Consider the following 16257-nt stretch of genomic DNA (forward strand, 5'->3'; position numbering starts at 1 on the left):
GTTGATTCAGCGCCAGCCATATAAGAACCGTATTGATGGAGACAAACCCATGCTTAGCCCCAGCCGCGATTTTTCCCGACCGCTCCAAGCCGCCTGCCACTGCGGCGCAGTGTGCTTTACCGTTCTGTTAAGCGATGGCCTGAACACCGCGCGGCGCTGCAATTGTTCGTTTTGCCGCATGCGCGGGGCCGTGGCGGTGTCGGCTGATTTGAGCGGAATCGAGGTGCTGCAGGGACAGGATGCGCTGACGCTCTACCAGTTCAACACCGGGCAGGCCAAGCATTTCTTTTGCAAGCATTGCGGCATCTATACCTTCCATCAGCGACGCTCGTCGCCGCATCAGTACGGTGTGAATGTGGCTTGCATAGCGGGCATGAGCCCGTTTGACTTTGCCGAAGTGGTGGTGAGCGAGGGGCGCTCGCACCCCAACGACCGCCGCGCAGGCGCTGCTGCGGGCAAGTCTGTAGCGGCAGGCTGGCTGAGTTACAAGGCGAATCCCTTGGCCGAAGCGCAGCTTGAGGAATGATTTTGATAGCTTCTAACGCTTTACAGGTAAGCGTTGGCGGTCGTTTTTAATGAATTTTCTGCGTTCAGCATCGAATCAGCCAGCCAGATGAATCCGGGTCGGGCGCTGCCTGGCAAGCGCGCCGGGCATGGCTTAGCCGCGCCTGGTCTTGGAGTCGCGCACTGCCACCATCAGCACCAGTGCAGAGAGGATCAGCATGACCAGCACGAGATAGATGCTGTAGTGCCTGTTGCCTGTGTGCTGGGTCAGCAGGCCGGCCAGGGTGGGGCTGGCGGCCGAGCCCAGGTTGCCCAGGCTGCTGATGAGCGCTATGCCGCCGGCGGCTACGGCCGGCGGCAGATAGTCGCTGACCAGGGCAAAGAACAGCGGGGGCAGGGCCGCAAGTCCGATCAGCGTGAAGGCCAGGGCAATCAGCGAGCCCTCAAGATGGCCGTGCATCTGCAGGGTGACGATCAGGCCGGCAATGGCCATGCCGGTGGCGATGAACAAATGCCAGCGGCGGTCGCGGAACCGGTCGGAGCTGGCACCGAAGGCAATCATGCCGAAGAAGCCTGCGACAAAGGGAATGGCCGAGTAGATTCCGACATGCAGCACGTCCTGCACACCCAGGCCCTGAATCACGGTGGGCATCCAGAAGACAAACAGATAGGTGGCACCGTGCATCATGAAATACACGAGTGACAGGGCATAGACCTTGGGGTCGCGCAGCAACTGGCCCAGAGTGGCGCTGCTGTGGGCCGCCTTGTGCCCGTGGCCGCCATGATGAGCAACTTGGCCGCCGTCGTTGGCGATGTTGTGTTGCAGGCGCGCTTTTTCGGCGTCTGTCAGCCATTTCGCGTCGGCTGGCTTGTCCTGCAGATAGAAGTAGAGGATCAGACCCAGAATGCAGGCGGGAGGACCCTGGATGAGAAACAGCCACTGCCAGCCATGCAGACCGTCGATGCCATCCATATATTTGAGAATGGCGCCGCACAACGGGCCGGCCGCAATCGCCATGGTCATGACGGCTGAGAGAAAGATGGAGATCACGCGGCCGCGGCGTGCCGAGGGATACCAGTAGGTGAAGTAGAGAATGACGCCGGGAAAGAAGCCGGCTTCGAAGGCGCCCAGTAGAAAGCGTGCCACATAGAACTGCATGGGGGTGGAGACCCAGGCCATGGCGGTGGCGATGACGCCCCAGACCAGCATGATGCGCATCAGCGTCTTGCGCGTGCCAATCTTCTCCAGCAGCAGATTGCTGGGCACTTCAAACAAAAAGTAGCCTATGAAGAACAGGCCTGCGCCAAAGCCGTAGGCGGCGTCGCCGAAATCCAGCGTCTGCTTCATCTGGATCTGGGCGTAGCCGATGTTGATGCGGTCCAGGTAGGCGACCATGTAGCAGATCAGCAGCAGGGGCAGCAGCCGCCAACTGACCTTGGCATACAGCGCGTTGTCTGCATCGATGTTGTGGCTGGTGTCCTGCCTGGGCGTTGCGCCCGAAATGGTCGTCGCGCTTGGGGTCATGCTTGTCTCTTGGAAGTTGGTATGGGGCGCTGGGCGGTTCCTTGCGGCACGTCTTGCAGCATCACGACGTAGACGCTGCAAGCCGCTGTGCTAGGGCTATGCCGGGCTTTTTTGTTGTCTTGAATACAGGGGGAACTGCGCAGAGGCCCACAGCATCAAGCCGTGGGGCACAGGCTGCCAAGTCTTGGTACCTGGAACTCACGAGGTCACGGCGGAGACTGTGGTTGTGACCAGTGATTGGATTGCTTGCCTTCGAGTTCCCGGTTCATTTCCTGCTATTGCCCTTCATGGCCTGGACCTGGCTGCGCACAGGTATGCATCAGCCTGTATTGACCTCTGCGGGGGCAGAAATCAAGGAGTTCGAGGGGGCAATGTAGGGCTGGTGCCCTGAATGGACTTAACGCATGCCGCAATTCAGTTGCCAGATCATGACATCTGAGGGTAAGCCTTAGGGTCGGCCTTGCTGCGGCAAGGCGGCGGGAGATGCTGCAGTTTTGCGCGGCGATGGCGTGTGCCATCGACAGCCATGCTGCGCCTGAACTAGCACTAGCACGGGGGCAGACAGCCGTTTCATCTGCGGATAGCTGATGTGGCCGAGTATGTATTTTGATAACGGCCAGCGCGGAAAGGAGCCAGTTGGGCTTCTATTCGCGAAAGCGGGTTGCCAGAGCTTTTGAGCCGCCACATTGTGCCAGCGGATACGCCCGGCATGGCTCCGGGCGTTGGTGGATCGCTGGGTTCAGCGATGGGGAGTGCTGCCTCAGGCCTTTTTCAGAAACTCGGATTTGAGAATGAATGGACCCTGATCAGTCTTGCAGTCTACGTCATGGTCGCCGTTGTCATAGACCAGGCGAATGCCTTTGATCTTGGTGCCTTTTTTGATGACGGTAGAGGAACCTTTGACCTTCAGGTCCTTGACCAGCAGCACGCTGTCGCCGTCGGCCAGCGGCGTGCCGTTGGCGTCCTTGATGATGCGGGGGCCGTTGTCTTCATCGGCAATGGCTTCTGCATGGGCCGACCATTCATGGGCGCAGTCGGGGCAGATCAGCAGATCGCCATCGGGGTAGGTATTGCTCAGGCCGCATTGGGGGCAAGAGGGAAAAGTCGTCGTGCTCAAGGATTGGCTTTCTTTCAAAATAACAAGCACCAAGCCTAGCCGCAAAGCAGTAGTGGGTCGCCCAGGTGTGGATTGAGAGGCCTTTGCGCGCCGATATGGACGGCATGCGCTGCATGAGCCTGGCTGGTTTCAGTCCATCACAAAGATGGGCGCAGCCGTGCGAAACGGCAGCTTGCGGCCGGGCGGCAGCAGATAGGCATGCTCGCGCGGCACGCGCAGCTGGTCGCATTGACCATCGGTGATGATGAGGATGGGGCCGTCCTTGGGAAAGTCGTCGTCCTGGAGCAGCAGATCCACGCCCGGTTGCAGCACGGTGCCGCCACGGCCCTTGAGGGCGATGCGCTGGGCAATGTCGGCGGCAGGCAGATAGCCCAGATCGTAGGCGGCAGCGTCGCAGCATATCAGGCGCACAGCGGGCACATTCTTGGCATCGGCGTAGCTTGCGATGGCGCCCAGAGCCTTGGCCAGCACATGGCGCTCCATGGAGCCCGAGGTGTCCAGCACCACGCCGAAGGTGCGGCCTTCCAGCCAGCGGCTGTCGGCCTGAATGCGGGGCCGGGGAATATCGGGCGTGGCGCTTTGACGGCGGCTGATACGGGCATAGCTGCGCCGCGTCTCTACGGGCGGAAAGTGGTGGTCGAACCAGCGCGCCAGCTCCACCTGCCAGTCAATCGGCGGCTGCAGCAGAGCGCGGATTTCCTCGATCAATCCCGCAGGCAGCAGGCCGCGTGCGTCTTGCTCATGGCGCAGCAAGCCTTTGCCCAGCTGGGTGCGGCAGAATTCGTCGATATCGGTGTAGTCGCCAGCCTTGCGCTGGCCGCCCACATTGCGCTCCAGCATGTCGCCCTGGCCACCGGCCAGGGTGCGCAGCTTGCGCATGCGGCGCAGATCGCCCGCGATGCGGTCGTAGACCTCTTCCGCGCTGAGTCCGCGCAGCTCCGGGTAGTAGAGCAGGCCTATGCCCGGCGGCTGGCCCACGTCCATCTGAATCAGCCAGTCGTTGATGACGAAGTCGCAGGCCACGTTCCAGAGAAACGGCTCGCGCCCGCGCCGTCGCGGCAGATGGCGCAGGGCGACGTGCAGGACTTCGTGGGCGATGACGAAGCGCAGCTCCAGCTCGGACAGGTGCGGGCCGGGGTTGATGTAGATGGTGCGCAGTATCTCGTCGACCGCGGCGACGGCAATGTCCTCGCGCTCGCAGATGCTGGCGTCCTCCATGATGTCAAACGCCGCGACCATGCTGCCCAGCAGCGGAAAACTGTCCATGAACCAGTGGCGTGCGCGGTCTAGCGCGCTGCTGGCAGGCAGGCTCTGGCCAAACTCGCGGCGCACGCCCGCAGCCATTTCCACGGATTGGGTGACGGAGCGAGCCAGGCCCGCAGCAAACATTTCGGGCCAGTTGCCGTACCTGCGCCAGTACGGCTGAGGCTTGCTGGTGGATGAGGCCGGCTCAGGCCATTGCTCTGGCAAGGCCAGGCTGGGGTGAGCGCCGCCCTGGCCGGGACCGGCAAGACTCAGCGCCTGCGCCCAGTCGGGTATGCCTTGTTCGCAGAATTGGACGTACCACTGTGCCTCGTCGCGCTGGGGCAGTCCGTCGGGTAATTCCATGCCTTCGGGCGGACGTCCGAGCTTGATGGTCTGGATGAAGCGGGCCGTGACCACGTCGCAGGCCGCGCTCCATTGCGCCCAGTGGCTGCGGTCGCGTTGAAACAGCTCCAGCGCGTAGCTGAGCGTGGCCCGCCCAAGGCAATATGCCCATTCCTCGGGACTGGCCATGCGCTTGGGGTGGATGTCGATCTGGCCGGTAAAGCGCTGTTGGTTGAGGCTGGCCTGCGCCCAGCCATGGGCCGGACACTGGGAATGGGCGCTGCGCACAAAGCCCAGGCTGCGGCTGAGTTCGGTAAAGATGGGGTGTGCCTGCAGCATGGCCAGGCCTTGCGTATAGGCCTGGGTGGCTGGCGTTTCGCGCGTTGGGGGCTTGGCCATCAGGCTCTGGCCGCTTCGCGCGCTTCCACCAGGCGTGGCAGGTCGCGCACGATTTCCACCATATACCAGGCGGGCAGGGTCTGGCCGTCGCTTTCGGCGGTGACGATCTGCGCCATTTCCAGGCTGATCTGAGCCAGCTCCTTGAGCATGGCCTTGGAGCGGTGCACGGTTTGCTGCAGCTCGCCGCCGCTTTGCTGCTTGTCGGCGGGCAGGATCTTGAGCAGACGCGCACGGAAGGCCTGGGCCAGGAAATACAGCACATCCCTGTCCTGCGGCGCATGGGGCCAGTTGGCGTCGCCCTTGAAGATGGCGTCCAGACGGTGACGGTCGTCGGTCAGCTTGTAGAAGGCCTTGAACTGTGCCGCATGCTGGGGCGTGAGGCAGCCGCTGCTCAGGGCTTCCAGCGTCTGCAGGTTCAGCGCATCGCCATAGGACTGCAAGGCATCGCTGAGCATATGCCAGGAGCGCGGCGTGGAAAACGCCTCTTCGTGCTTGGGCGGCTGGCTCCACAGGTGATCGGGGCGCTGGGCCAGGTATTCGAGCACCAAGGCATGCAACTGGGCTTGCTGCGCCCATTGCAGCCACTCGCTGGCGCTGACCTTGAGTTGCACGTGAATCATGCGGTTGACCAGCGCCGAGGACATGGTGCGCACAATCGCGGAATCCTGGGCGCGGTTGCCAGCCGCAATCACGATGGAGCCCTCGGGCATCAGGTACTCGCCCACGCGGCGCTCCAGAATCAGGCTGTAGAAGGCTTTTTGCACATCCTGGCTGCAGGCGTTGAGTTCGTCCAGGAACAGGCAATAAGGCTGCTTGCGCGCAATCATGGCGGGCGGGCAGAAGCGGGTTATGCCGTCAATGATCTGCGGCACGCCCAGCAAGTCCTCGGGAGCGAGCTGGCTGCCCAGCAGGGACACGCAATCAAGCCCCACGCTTTGCGCAAAGTTCTGGACCAATGCCGATTTGCCTATGCCTGGCGGTCCCCAGATGAACACGGGGCGTACGGTAGCGACGTTGAGAAGGAATTCGCTCAGTTGCGAGGGAGTGAGAGCCAGACTGGTTTGCATGCTGCGTGCAGTCTAAGGCAAGTGCAGCGGCGTCCTCAGCATGCTCAGGCGGCCTGACCTGGAGTCTTGCGGGCCGCGGGTCGCCGCTCATGGTTCCTGGAACGCCTGCATGCCTTGCATGCAATACAGCAAAAAGCGATTGGCGGCAGGGGACAGATGGCGGCCGGTACGGGTGATGAGCTGCATCTCCGCATCCTGAAATGCAGGGTTGTGAATGGGAATGGCACGCAGGCGCCCGCTTGCCAGCTCGGCCGTGACGGAGCAGGGCGGTAGCAGGGTCACGCCCTGGCCGCTGGTGACAAAGGCCAGCAGCACGCTGATGAGATTGCTGGTCAGCGCGGGGCTGAGGTGGATCTTGTCCTTGCGTTCGGCATATTCCACGAGCTGGCGAATGCCATACACACCTTGAAGCATGGCAATAGGCCATTGGCTGAGCTCCTGCAGCGAAGTCTGGGCAGCGCTGGCCAGCGGGTGCTGGGAGTGGACGATGGCGTGCATGGGCTGGCGCGCCGTACCGCGTGCGGTGATATGGCTGTCGGCGGGCGGGTAGTAGACCAGGCCGATCTCGGCAGCGTCCTCGCGAATCCGGCGCATGATCTCGGTCGTGCCGTAGATTTCCAGCGAGATGCTGACGCCCGGATATTGCTGGCGAAAATTGCGTATGGGCCCGTCGATAAGCTCCTGCGCAAAGCCTTCGCCGCTGACCACGCTGACACTGCCGCTGTGCAGCCCGCGAAGCGCATCGACCTTGGCCAGCATGTCGTGGCGGTGGGCCGTGTGTTCGCGGTGATAGTCCAGCAGCAACTGGCCGGCCTCGGTGGGTACCACGCCGTTGCGATGGCGCTCCAGCAGGGCCAGGCCCAGTTCCTCTTCGAGCAGGCTGATCTGGCGGCTGACGGCCGAGGGCACGATGCCCAGTTTTTCGGCTGCGGCACGAACGGAGCCGCAGTAGACGGCTTCAAACAGATAGCGGGCGCGGGAGTCTTGAAAGGCGGGCATGCTGCGATTGTCGTCGCCAAATTACATCTGTATTCATACGTATGTTCACTTTTTTAGAACAGAAAAAGAATGCATATGCAATAAATGCATTGTTATATTCAGCGCCCGCATGGGTGAGCGCCAGCTTGGGCTGGCCGTGCCCATTTTCAGGGTTCAAAGCTATTTCAGCGCGTCGGCAGCGGCCGTCGTGCGCAAGGAAAGTTGATGCGTACAGAGGTGCAGCCGGCCAAGGCCGCGTTGAATGTGGGCAGCGTGGTGCAGGTATTTGCGCTGGCGCTGGTGATCGCGGCATTGTCCGAGTGGCTGGGGCCGCTGCCCATTTCGCTGGGCGTGGGCAAGGTGGTGCTGCTGCCCATGATCTGGGCGCTGCTCATCGGCCTGGTGCTGGGTCTGCTGCGCAAGCGCATGCCCGGCCCGCTGCAACTGAGCCTGTACAGCCAGAATCTGGCTGCCGCCGTGCTGTCCTGCGCGCTGTTCCTGTTCATTGCCAAGCTGGGCCTGCTGGTCGGTGGTTCGCTGCCCAAGCTGGCGGAAGTCGGCTGGGGACTGGTGTTGCAGGAGTTGGGCAATCTGGTCGGTTGCGTGGCCCTGGGCATGCCCGTGGCGCTGCTGCTGGGGATCAAGCGCGAAGCGATTGGCGCGACGTTCTCCATCGGCCGTGAACCGGGCCTGGCCATCATCGGCGAGCGTTTCGGCATGGATTCGCCCGAAGGCCGCGGTGTGCTGGCCGAGTACATCACAGGCACTCTGATCGGCGCCATCTTCATCTCGCTGCTGGCCGGCTTTGTCTCCAGCCTCAATATCTTCCACCCGCTGGCCCTGGGCATGGGCGCCGGCGTGGGTTCGGGCAGCATGACGGCCGCCGCCGTGGGCGCGATCGCCGCCCAGCATCCCGAAATGAGCGACCAAATCGCCACTTTTGCCGCTGCCGCCAATCTGATCGCAACGACGGTGGGCACTTATCTGACGCTGTTCATCTCGCTGCCCCTGGCCTTGCGCGCCTATCAATGGCTGGAGCCGATTCTGGGCCGCAAGCGCAAGCAGGCCGTGGTGGAGCAGGCCGTGGATCTGTCGGTAGCCAAGGACGAAGAGCAGGCGCAGGTGCCAGCGCTGGGTCTGGGCATGCGCTTCGCTTCCTGGGTCCTGGTCGGCGCCATGGTGCTGATTGGCAACCGCATCGGCCATGGCGTGCCGGTGATGGATGCGCTGCCCGGCGTGCTGCTCATCATTGCTGCCGTGTTTGTCGGTGATCTGATCTACGTCGGCACGCGCCGCATGCTGCCTGCCGTGTGCTGGATCTCGTTCATCGCCATGGCCATGACATTCCCGCTCACGCCTTATGCCGCCGAAGTGGCTGCGCTCACCGGCAAGGTCAACTTTCTGGCCATGATCACGCCCATGCTGACTTTCGCGGGCCTGTCGCTGGCCAAGGACATCCCGGCCTTCCGCCGTTTGGGCTGGCGCATCGTCGTGGTTTCGCTGCTGGCCAATGCCGGTGTGTTCCTGGCTGCGACCCTGATCGCCCAGACCTTTGTCCATACGCTGTAAAGCCGGAGCACGACCATGATGAACACCATCAAGTGGCCCGGCCAGCAGGAACTGCAAGCCTGGCGCCATGACTTTCACCGTCATCCCGAAACCGCGTTTCAGGAGCACCGCACCAGCGCACGCGTGGCCGAACTGCTGAAGAGCTTTGGTCTGGATGTACACACCGGCCTGGCCGGTACGGGCGTGGTTGCCGTGCTCAAGGGCAATATGGGCGCAGGCCCCTCCATCGGCCTGCGCGCCGATATGGACGCGTTGAATGTGACGGAGCTCAACCAGTGCGAGCATGCGTCCACGCACGCCGGCCGTATGCATGCCTGCGGCCATGACGGCCATACCAGCATGTTGCTGGGGGCGGCCCAGGCTCTGGCCTCGGCGCCCGATTTTGCGGGGACCGTGCATTTCATCTTCCAGCCCGCCGAGGAAAACGAAGGTGGCGCGCGAGCCATGATCGAAGCCGGGTTGTTCAAGCGCTTCCCCATGGACGCGGTCTACAGCATGCATAACTGGCCGGGCCTGCCTGTGGGAACGGCAGCGGTGCATTCCACGGCCGTGATGGCGGCCTTCGACATCTTTGACCTGACGCTGACCGGCAAGGGTTGCCATGCCGCCATGCCTCATCTGGGCAAGGACGCACTGCTGGCTGCCTGCCAACTGGTGACCCATCTTCCCGCGCTGATCGCGCGCGAACAGGAGGTTCACAAGCCGGCCGTGCTTAGCGTAACCAGCTTCAACGCCGGCGATACCTACAACGTGATGCCCGAAGTCATCAAGCTGCGTGGCACCGTGCGCTGCTTTGACATGCCTCAGCGTGCGCGCATCGAACAGCGTTTTCGTGATGCGATCTCCGCGACTTGCGCGCTGCACGGCCTGGAGGCCCATCTCGACTACCGCGTCAGCTACCCCGCGACCATCAACAACCCCCAGCATGCCGAAGTCTGCGCCGAGGTGCTGACCAGCGTGCTGGGCGAGGGCAAGGTGCGCCGCGATATGGTGCCCAGCATGGCCTCGGAAGACTTTGCCTTCATGGCGCAGGAATACCCGGGCGTCTATATCTGGCTGGGCAATGGCGAGGACAGTGCCTCGCTGCACAATCCCAAGTATGACTTCAATGACGCCAATCTGCCGCTGGGCATGCGTTACTGGGTGGCGCTGGTGGGTGCGCTGCTGAAGGACGGCAAGCTGCCAGCCTGACAGCGCAGTTTTGCCATACATGCCTACGCCGGGTCAACGCAGAGTTGAGCCCGGCGTTTTTCATGATCCGCTGGTTTGCAAAACTGCACCAAGCAATGCATTCGGTCACAGAAATGTCGGAAGGCTGACACCCTGTAACGCCATTGGATGCAGGAGCTCTATGATGTTTGTAGCGCTCCGAGATAGTTTCTGTCGTTATCTGAACAGGAGCTGGGGCGTACGTGGCGGCCGCCTTGATCCTGTGGGTGAAGAGCTGGTTGCGCAATAGCAGGTGTTGCATTCTGGCGCATGGCCGGAATTTCACGCGGCGCTGACCGCATCTCTTTCGCAACGCTGCCTGCACCAACCCTGGTGACGCGATTTGTCGCACTGTCCGGGTCTTGATACAGGAGGGCGCTATATGCCGTTCGGCAATCTGGAGGCGGGCATCTGGCCTGCCGGCTTTCCACCGCTGCTGAGCTGGTGCGTGCTGGTTTCGGCCGCCGCCTTGCTCGGCCATCTGGTTCATCGCTTTACCGGCTATCCACGCATGCTGGGCTACACCATGGTCGGCCTGGTGGCCGGCTGGGTGGGGTTTGGTGACCTGCCCTGGCCTCTGCAGGGCAGTTCGGCGCTGTTGCTGGAGCTGGCCGTGGGTGCGAGCCTGTTGCTGGCTGCATCTCAGGTTTCCCTTCCCTGGCTGCTGCGTCAGCCCTGGCTGCTGCTGCAAAGCCTGGGCGAGTCGTTGTTGACTCTGGTGGTGGTGACCGCCGCCTTGTTGGCGCTGGGTTGGGGCTGGGCCGTGGCGCTGGCCGTCGGCGTGATATCCATGGCAGCATCGCCGGCCGTACTGCTGCGCATTGCCGATGATTTGCGTGCCAGCGGTGCAGTGACGGATCGCAGTCTGCTGCTGGCAACCATCAGCACCTTGCTGGCGCTGCTGGGGGCGCTGGTGCTGACGGTAGTATTTGTTCCTGCCGCAGCTGCGGCGGGCGGCGGCCTGCAGTTCTCGGCTGCGGGACTGGGGCGTTTGCTGCTCAGCCTGCTGCTGACCCTGTTCTGGGCCTTGCTGGTCACGGCCGCTTTTTGGCCGGTGTTGCGTTGGCAGTCATCGCGCAGCGACAGCACGGCCTTCTATCTGCTCGCGGCAATGACTGCGGTCTGTCTGCTGGCAGAGCAATGGGGTGGTTCGGCCGCGCTGGGCTTTATGGTAGCGGGGCTGATGCTGCGCAATCTCAGTCCCATGCCATTGATCTGGCCCCAGGCCTTTCAGGCGGCCAATGCCATGCTCAATCTGCTGATGTTTGTACTGGTTGCCAGTATGGCAGCCCAGGTCGGCATGTCGTTCGCTCTTGTTTCGGTAGTGGCTAGCGCCGTACTGGCAAGGGCAGTTGGCAAATTTTCTGCAGTTTTGCTATTGGGGCACGGTACGGCCATAGGCTGGCGCAGACAGTGGCCCGTGGCCTGCGGACAGTTTGCGCTCTCGGGTGTGGCCCTGCTTATGGTCTCTGCTCTGGTGTCGCAGTGGACTGCTTTCAATGCCAGCGTGGCCCAGCAGCTCGCGGCCATTGCCTTGCCCATGATTGCCTTGTGTGAGGTACTGGGTGTGCTGCTGGCTGCCACGGCGCTGTGGCGCAGCGGCGATGCCCATCGCGGCGTGGGCCGCGCAGCCTTGCAAAGAGGGGAGAGGCGTCATGACGCATGAAGTCGAACACATTCAATCGGCAGCGACCGATGGTCTGGGCGAATTCGCGCCATCTCAGGCGTTGACGCTGGGCGTGGAGCTGGAGCTGCAGTTGCTCAACACCCATCACTACGATATGACGCCTTATGCGCCCGATATGCTGGCTCTGCTCAAGAACGCCAAGGTTCCGGGCTCCATCGTTCCCGAGGTGACGGCCAGCATGATCGAAATCTCGACCGGCATTTGTAGCGATGCGCAGGACGCGTATGAGCAGTTGGCGGTCACGCGCGATGCCCTGGTCAAGGCGGCTGACCGGCTCAATATCGCGCTGGCCGGCGGCGGTACGCACCCGTTTCAGCAATGGCACCAGCAGCGCATTTATGACAAGCCGCGCTTCAAGGAACTGACGGCGCTGTACGGCTATCTGACCAAGCAGTTCACCATCTTCGGCCAGCATGTGCATGTGGGCTGTCCCAGTGCCGATGATGCGCTGATGATGCTGCACCGGCTCTCGCGCTATATCCCGCATTTCATTGCGCTGTCCGCATCCAGTCCCTTTGTGCAGGGGCAGGACACGGCGTTTGACTCCGCGCGTCTGAACTCGGTGTTCGCATTTCCGCTCTCGGGGCGTGCGCCATTTGCCTTGCACTGGGAAGACTTCGAGCGCTATTTTGTCAAGATGGCTGCCACGGGCGTGATTCACAGCATGAAGGACTTTTACTGGGATATCCGTCCCAAGCCCGAGTTCGGCACTGTGGAAGTTCGTGTCTTCGATACGCCGCTGTCCATTCATCGCGCGGCGCAACTGGCGGCCTATGTTCAGGCACTGGGCGCCTGGTTCCTCAGTGAGCAGCCCTTCGAACCCAGCGAAGACGACTATCTGGTCTATACCTATAACCGCTTCCAGGCCTGCCGCTTTGGTCTGGACGGCACCTATGTGGACCCGGCCACCAGCGAGCAACTGCCGCTGCGCGAGCATATCGAGCAGACGCTGGGGCGCATCACCGGTCATGCGCCGGCATCCGGCAAGAGCGCTTTGCAGGAGCTGGCCCAGGTGCTGCAGGGCGGCAACGATGCGAGCTGGCTGCGCGAAAGCTATGCCCGGGTGCAGCAGTTGCCGGAGGTGGTGCGCCAGGCGTCGCTCAGATTCGCTGGCAGGCCCTGACCGGCGTTGACATTATCGGCTCGGCGCAAGGCATTAGAGTTGCCAACACTTGAGAGTGGGGAGGAAGGCATGAGTAAAGCCTGGACCAGACCTGCTTTGTTGATCCGCAGGTCCGGCTGTTCTCATTGCCTGGGCCAAACGGCGCCTAGCTTTATCGGATATGAGCGATTTCATGGTTGCGACCGTCATCCTTGGCATGCTCTGCGTGCATCTGTTGTGTTTTTGCGTTCTGTTCATGCTGATCAGTCGCAGGCTGCCCGGCAGAAAAATGGGCATGGAGGTCTTTGCGCTGGGCAATCTGCTGCTTGGTTGTGCCTATATATTGCAGTTGCTGGGCGGCAAGCCTGGCTGGAGTGTGATGAGCCTCGTCAATCACACGCTGACGCTTTGCGCGCCGGTAGTGTATGTCGTGGGTGCGATGCGGTTTTTCAATCGGCCGACGCCGGTCTGGCGTCCGCTGCTGATTTTGGCACTGGCCTACAGCGCGGCTCAGGTGCTGGTGCAGTCTACGCTTGGTCTGGAGGCTCGCCAGGCCATGTTGGCTGCGGCATGCACTTTGCTGTTTCTCTGCATGACGATCACTTTGCTTTGGGGAACGCGCAGCTTTGCCAGGAATATGGCCGTGGAGATGGTGGTGTTTGCCATCCTTATCGCGGGCATATGTGTTCTCAATGCCATGAAGTTCATGCTGATCCTGCAGGGGGGATTGCAGGCTCTGGACATGAACAGCCGTTTCCAGATGGTGTTCTATATCTATATGTCCTTCCTCGGTACGGTGATTCCGCCAGGCGCTGTCTGGCTGGCGTTGCGCCGTCTGACGGACGAGCTCGGCAGCATGGCAGCGCAGGATCCGCTGACCAAGCTGCTCAATCGTCGTGGTTTGCTAGATGGGCTGGAGGCGCATTTTGCAGTCAGGAAAGCCGCTCCGGTCCACCTCTTGATCGTGGACATTGACCATTTCAAGCGCATCAACGACAACTATGGGCACCAGTTTGGCGACAACGTGCTGTGTCGCGTGGCAGAAGCGATTCAGCAAAGCACGCGCAGGAGTGATCTGAAATGTCGTCTGGGCGGCGAGGAGTTTCTGGTTCTTTGCCCTGGCCTGAAGGGGGATGAAGTTCTGCAACTGGCCGAAAGAATACGTGCGGCGATTGCGGAAATCGCGATACCTGGCATCAGCCTGCACGGCTCTGTCACTTGCACGGCGACGATTGGTGTTTCCAATCCGTTCATCACTTCTCAGGCATTTGACATCACGCTGCAGCAGGCCGATGCCGCTCTTTATCGAGGCAAGAGCGCCGGGCGCAACCGCGTTCAGCGTGCGGACCCCGAATATCTTCTGCCTCAGGCGCTAGAAAGCAAGGCAAGAAGGTCAAGCCTTTCTAACCGGGAAAGGGCCTGAAGACGCTCAGGCTGCAATCACCGTTACGGCATAACCCTTGCCGCTTGCAATCACCTCCAGCAGTCGATCGATATTGGGGTGAGCGCCGGGGCGTGCCTTGGCGTCTTCGGTGTGCTCTGCAAACAGCTGCAGACCCTCTTCGGCGGCGGCGACATTGATGCTGCCATGTTTTGCGTAGAGGGCGTTGTAGACCGTGACAGAGCCGGCCTTTCCAGGCGCATTCGGAATGCTTGCGGCAAGCTTGCCGTCGGAGTCGATCAGCTGTAGCTCGGCGACATGGGCGATGGAGGGAAGTTGCTTGAGGTTGTCGGCAAAGGCCATGGTGTGCTCGCGATGGTCGCTGTGATGGAAGCCGCTATTGTGAGGCAGTCTGACGGCGTGTTCAGCTGCGGGCGCTGTTTTGCTCCAGCACCCGCAGCGCCTGCTGCATCTGCGCAAGCGTTGGCGCATATTCGGGCAGCTCGGCAATTTCATCCATTTCGCGCTGCATCAGCTGCTGAACCTGTGCTGCAAGGTCCTGCCACTGTGCGGCGCTCATGAGGGCCTGCGCCGCCTGCAGCAAATCGGCTTCAGTCTCGTAGGACAGCGAAAGCTTGCGCACCACATTGAGGGCAAATGGCGGGCACAGCAAAATCTGAAACGCCGTAGAGCGCGCGAAGGCCCGATTGCTGTGGCCCTGCTTGCCGTGGCGCAGGGCCAGCCAGCTCAGGCAGGCCGTGCTCAGATAGATCAGCGCGAGTGCGATCAGCTGCAGCAGTTCGGAATGCAGCACCAGCAAGGCAGCGGGAAGACAGAGAAACAGCAGCGCAGCCAGCAGATACAGCGGCAGCGCAAACGCTTTGAAGCTGCGGGCATGTGTCTCCATTGCCTTTGAAAATGCCGCGTCACCGGGCAGATGAATCTGTGTGGCGCTCCAGCGCTGCCGGTAGACGGGCTGGTGTAGTGCAAAAACAGGCAGCCATAGCAGGCGGTTCTGACGCAGCTCGAAGCCCCGGCTGGCCAGCTGTACCCGCCATCCCGAGCGCAGCGGGCGCAGCAAACCCTCTTCTGGCTTGAGCAGCAAGGCCGCGTCATAAAGATAGAACAGGACAATGGCCAGAACTACCTGCAGCTGCGTGGAGATCGTGAAGTACAAGACGGCTTTCGGGAAAAGACAAACCCCGCGATCTTAGCGATGCGCGGGGCGGGGTTACAGGGGTTGAGGCTGCGACCGACCGACGGTCTTATTCTGCGGCTTTCTTGCGGCCAAACAATTTGCCTATGCCTGCGAACAGCGCGACCGCTGCGGCTGCAATGATCTTCCAGCCTGCAGCCAGAAAGCCTGCAATCGCACCCCAAAGGCCTTTCTTTGTGGCCACTGCGGCAGCGCCGCCGAGCACCAGTGCACCCAGGCCGATGGCTGCGACCTTGTCACCGTTCTTGAACTCGGCATAGGTCTGGCCGCTGTTGTAGTCGAAGCCGGCGAGTACCTTCTTGAATTCATCGGTGTTCTGGGCCAGTGTGGCGGTGTCGGAGACCAGGGTGGCAGTCATCACGCCGCTTCGGCCCAGAATGCGCGAGGTGTAGTTGACATTCTTCTCGCCCGACTCGCCGCGCAGACGTAGACCCCACTCCAGTCGCTTGGTGGCTGTGTCGTAATGTGGGGGAACCTGCCAGCCATCGGTGTAGAGCGCTTCAAGACCCAGCTTCTTGCGTTGCTCGTTGCCGGCCTTGTCGCCTGACTGCATGGATTTGAGCAAGTCGTCGGCATCGATCTTTTCGTCGTCCTTCACGTAACCAGTGTCGTCATACGAGAACACGGCAAACCAGTCCAGCGATTTGGGTGCTATCAAAAAGTGATCGCTGCTGGGCGGGTTGCCAAATGCCTGCAACAGCTTTGAGGTGTCGGCCTCGCCGAGAAAGGCATAGCCCGATGGAATCTTGACGCTGGCCTTGTCAGCGATTTCTCCCTTGCCGCTTTCCTGCCAGTGCAGGGCCTTGATTTCAGGCGGTAACTCCTGAGTGGCTTCGGTCTTGGCCCAGACGCCCAGAGAAAGTGACAGGCCGAGAACGGCGGCCGCGATGGACTTGAACATTCAATGAACTCCCGT

At 61.6% G+C, this 16257-nt stretch carries 14 protein-coding genes; 6 read left to right on the plus strand and 8 right to left on the minus strand.

Translation table 11 applies throughout. The features are described 5' to 3' along the window. Positions 1–49: 49 nt before the first annotated feature. Positions 50–526: a GFA family protein gene (locus CSE6_RS07810; protein ID WP_083994691.1), complete on the plus strand. Its 477-nt coding sequence runs from the start codon at positions 50–52 to the stop codon at positions 524–526. A 132-nt stretch (positions 527–658) separates the two neighbouring features. Here CSE6_RS07810 and CSE6_RS07815 read toward each other — a convergent pair whose 3' ends face one another. From CSE6_RS07815 to CSE6_RS07835, 5 genes are all read right to left on the minus strand, one after another. After that, positions 659–2029: an MFS transporter gene (locus tag CSE6_RS07815; RefSeq protein ID WP_083994692.1), complete on the minus strand. Its 1371-nt coding sequence runs from the start codon at positions 2027–2029 to the stop codon at positions 659–661. A 760-nt stretch (positions 2030–2789) separates the two neighbouring features. Beyond that, entirely contained in the window at positions 2790–3146 is a 357-nt protein-coding gene (locus CSE6_RS07820; RefSeq protein ID WP_034355880.1) for a zinc ribbon domain-containing protein YjdM, read from the minus strand. A gap of 129 nt (positions 3147–3275) precedes the next feature. Further along, positions 3276–5132 (minus strand): hypothetical protein, encoded by a 1857-nt coding sequence (locus CSE6_RS07825; protein ID WP_059440261.1) that lies wholly within the window; start codon positions 5130–5132, stop codon positions 3276–3278. Further along, positions 5132–6199, minus strand: coding sequence for an AAA family ATPase (locus CSE6_RS07830; protein ID WP_059440262.1), 1068 nt, complete (start codon positions 6197–6199; stop codon positions 5132–5134). Before CSE6_RS07830 ends, CSE6_RS07825 begins: the two co-directional genes overlap by 1 nt. Positions 6200–6286: 87 nt before the next feature. Further along, the gene (locus CSE6_RS07835) at positions 6287–7198 is read right to left on the minus strand and encodes a LysR family transcriptional regulator (RefSeq protein WP_034355889.1); all 912 of its coding nucleotides are present in this window, start codon (positions 7196–7198) and stop codon (positions 6287–6289) included. 204 nt (positions 7199–7402) lie between these two features. Here CSE6_RS07835 and CSE6_RS07840 point away from each other — a divergent pair, with 204 nt between their 5' ends. The 5 genes from CSE6_RS07840 to CSE6_RS07860 all read left to right on the plus strand — a co-directional run bounded on the left by CSE6_RS07840 (position 7403) and on the right by CSE6_RS07860 (position 14167). Then, the gene (locus CSE6_RS07840) at positions 7403–8746 is read left to right on the plus strand and encodes a DUF3100 domain-containing protein (RefSeq protein WP_059440263.1); all 1344 of its coding nucleotides are present in this window, start codon (positions 7403–7405) and stop codon (positions 8744–8746) included. Between the two features lie 15 nt (positions 8747–8761). Continuing rightward, a complete protein-coding gene (locus tag CSE6_RS07845; RefSeq protein WP_059440264.1) occupies positions 8762–9937 on the plus strand; it encodes a M20 aminoacylase family protein in 1176 nt (391 codons plus the stop codon). A 400-nt stretch (positions 9938–10337) separates the two neighbouring features. Then, complete coding sequence (locus CSE6_RS07850; RefSeq protein WP_004340874.1) at positions 10338–11621, plus strand: cation:proton antiporter; 1284 nt, start codon at positions 10338–10340, stop codon at positions 11619–11621. After that, positions 11611–12765, plus strand: coding sequence for a YbdK family carboxylate-amine ligase (locus tag CSE6_RS07855; RefSeq protein ID WP_034391522.1), 1155 nt, complete (start codon positions 11611–11613; stop codon positions 12763–12765). Before CSE6_RS07850 ends, CSE6_RS07855 begins: the two co-directional genes overlap by 11 nt. A gap of 172 nt (positions 12766–12937) precedes the next feature. After that, a complete protein-coding gene (locus CSE6_RS07860; RefSeq protein WP_034355898.1) occupies positions 12938–14167 on the plus strand; it encodes a GGDEF domain-containing protein in 1230 nt (409 codons plus the stop codon). 6 nt (positions 14168–14173) lie between these two features. Here CSE6_RS07860 and CSE6_RS07865 read toward each other — a convergent pair whose 3' ends face one another. From CSE6_RS07865 to CSE6_RS07875, 3 genes are all read right to left on the minus strand, one after another. Then, a complete protein-coding gene (locus tag CSE6_RS07865; RefSeq protein WP_004340880.1) occupies positions 14174–14488 on the minus strand; it encodes a DUF2322 family protein in 315 nt (104 codons plus the stop codon). Between the two features lie 61 nt (positions 14489–14549). Next, positions 14550–15302, minus strand: a complete 753-nt coding sequence (locus tag CSE6_RS07870) for a hypothetical protein (RefSeq protein ID WP_059440265.1) — start codon at positions 15300–15302, stop codon at positions 14550–14552. A gap of 88 nt (positions 15303–15390) precedes the next feature. After that, entirely contained in the window at positions 15391–16242 is an 852-nt protein-coding gene (locus tag CSE6_RS07875; RefSeq protein WP_034384136.1) for a DUF2167 domain-containing protein, read from the minus strand. Positions 16243–16257 lie beyond the last annotated feature (15 nt).

Origin of the sequence: Comamonas sp. E6 (assembly GCF_001010305.1) — a bacterium.
Lineage (GTDB): Bacteria > Pseudomonadota > Gammaproteobacteria > Burkholderiales > Burkholderiaceae_C > Comamonas > Comamonas thiooxydans.

Bases quoted from the DNA above. Each gene is read 5' to 3' on its own strand.
- CSE6_RS07830 (WP_059440262.1), bottom strand. From the start codon at position 6,199: ATGCAAACCAGTCTGGCTCTCACTCCCTCGCAACTGAGCGAATTCCTT.
- CSE6_RS07840 (WP_059440263.1), top strand. From the start codon at position 7,403: ATGCGTACAGAGGTGCAGCCGGCCAAGGCCGCGTTGAATGTGGGCAGC.
- CSE6_RS07860 (WP_034355898.1), top strand. From the start codon at position 12,938: ATGGTTGCGACCGTCATCCTTGGCATGCTCTGCGTGCATCTGTTGTGT.
- CSE6_RS07850 (WP_004340874.1), top strand. From the start codon at position 10,338: ATGCCGTTCGGCAATCTGGAGGCGGGCATCTGGCCTGCCGGCTTTCCA.
- CSE6_RS07815 (WP_083994692.1), bottom strand. From the start codon at position 2,029: ATGACCCCAAGCGCGACGACCATTTCGGGCGCAACGCCCAGGCAGGAC.
- CSE6_RS07810 (WP_083994691.1), top strand. From the start codon at position 50: ATGCTTAGCCCCAGCCGCGATTTTTCCCGACCGCTCCAAGCCGCCTGC.
- CSE6_RS07855 (WP_034391522.1), top strand. From the start codon at position 11,611: ATGACGCATGAAGTCGAACACATTCAATCGGCAGCGACCGATGGTCTG.
- CSE6_RS07865 (WP_004340880.1), bottom strand. From the start codon at position 14,488: ATGGCCTTTGCCGACAACCTCAAGCAACTTCCCTCCATCGCCCATGTC.
- CSE6_RS07875 (WP_034384136.1), bottom strand. From the start codon at position 16,242: ATGTTCAAGTCCATCGCGGCCGCCGTTCTCGGCCTGTCACTTTCTCTG.
- CSE6_RS07825 (WP_059440261.1), bottom strand. From the start codon at position 5,132: ATGGCCAAGCCCCCAACGCGCGAAACGCCAGCCACCCAGGCCTATACG.
- CSE6_RS07845 (WP_059440264.1), top strand. From the start codon at position 8,762: ATGATGAACACCATCAAGTGGCCCGGCCAGCAGGAACTGCAAGCCTGG.
- CSE6_RS07835 (WP_034355889.1), bottom strand. From the start codon at position 7,198: ATGCCCGCCTTTCAAGACTCCCGCGCCCGCTATCTGTTTGAAGCCGTC.